We start from the raw sequence: 263 nt of genomic DNA, 5'->3' as shown, positions 1-263 counted from the left end.
ATAATATACCAGCATTGGCCACAATACTACGACCGGGCTCAAATAATACCGTCAGGCCAAGTGCGCTTAATTTAGGCAATAACGCCTCGGCAAATTCATCGATAGAGACAGGCGTTTCATCAATATAACGTACCCCTAAGCCGCCGCCCAAATCGATATGACGTAGCTCGATACCTTTGTCACGCAGGCTATGCACCAGTTCAATAATTTTATCGAGTGCGGCAACAAATGGTGCAACTTCAGTCAGCTGCGAACCAATATGA

Annotated in this window: 1 pseudogene; it reads right to left on the bottom strand. The window is 46.0% G+C overall.

The window, feature by feature from the left end:
- Window positions 1–263: pseudogene (locus AAEZ03_RS27755) on the bottom strand (diaminopimelate decarboxylase); the annotation flags it as partial.

It is taken from the genome of Pseudomonas sp. HY2-MNA-CIBAN-0224 (genome assembly GCF_040310285.1).
Lineage (GTDB): Bacteria > Pseudomonadota > Gammaproteobacteria > Pseudomonadales > Pseudomonadaceae > Aquipseudomonas > Aquipseudomonas helleri.
This window is presented reverse-complemented; position numbering and strand designations above follow the sequence as displayed.